The organism is Geminicoccus flavidas, from assembly GCF_009806515.1.
Lineage (GTDB): Bacteria > Pseudomonadota > Alphaproteobacteria > Geminicoccales > Geminicoccaceae > Geminicoccus > Geminicoccus flavidus.
The window spans coordinates 1-621 of record NZ_WUJP01000858.1; the positions used below are offsets into that span (position 1 = coordinate 1).

The following is a 621-nucleotide window of genomic DNA, read 5'->3' on the forward strand; positions in this document are numbered from 1 at the left end:
GGCGAGCAGGGAGAGTGAAGCGGTCGCCAGCGGCTCCAGGCCGGCCTCGTGCCTGCGCAGCAGCACGATGTCGGTGAAGCCGACCGTGGAGGTGATCCTGCGGGCCACAGGCAGGGGCGGCATGGCAGGTGCGGGCGTGGCGCCGTGCAGCAGGTCCAGGCAGGGGCGGGCAAACACCAGCATCAGCGCCAGGGCCGCCTCCAGCCGGTCTGGTACCAGCAGCACCGGCTGGCCGCCGGCATGGCCGCAGCCCCCCGCTTCGCCCGGGCGCAGGGCCAGGCCGGAGGCGACCAGCTCGCCGGCATCGGCCAGTGCCGCGGGCGCATGATCGGCCGGGTCGAGGCCGCTCCCGCCGAGCACCACGATCAGGTCTGCGTCCGGCAGAGCGAGGGCCCCGACCAGGTCGGGGCGGCTGCCAAACGGGGCAGACGATTCGACCTGTGCCCCCGCAGCTTCGAGCAGGGAAGTGACCAGCAGGCGGGTCGCATCGTCATGCGCTTCCGCAGGAAGGAGGCGGACCGTGGCCTGCCGGACGATGCACTGCCCGACGCCGGCGGCAGCGGCGATGGCCACGTCCAGCGGACGCAGCTGCCGGCCGGTGGGGCGGAGGACGGCACCCTG

The 621-nt window shown here is 74.6% G+C and carries 1 protein-coding gene; it reads right to left on the minus strand.

What is annotated here, in order from left to right; genetic code table 11:
• The coding region (locus EQG76_RS33000) for a molybdopterin-binding protein (RefSeq protein ID WP_331463824.1) at positions 1-621 on the minus strand (621 nt) is incomplete at both ends.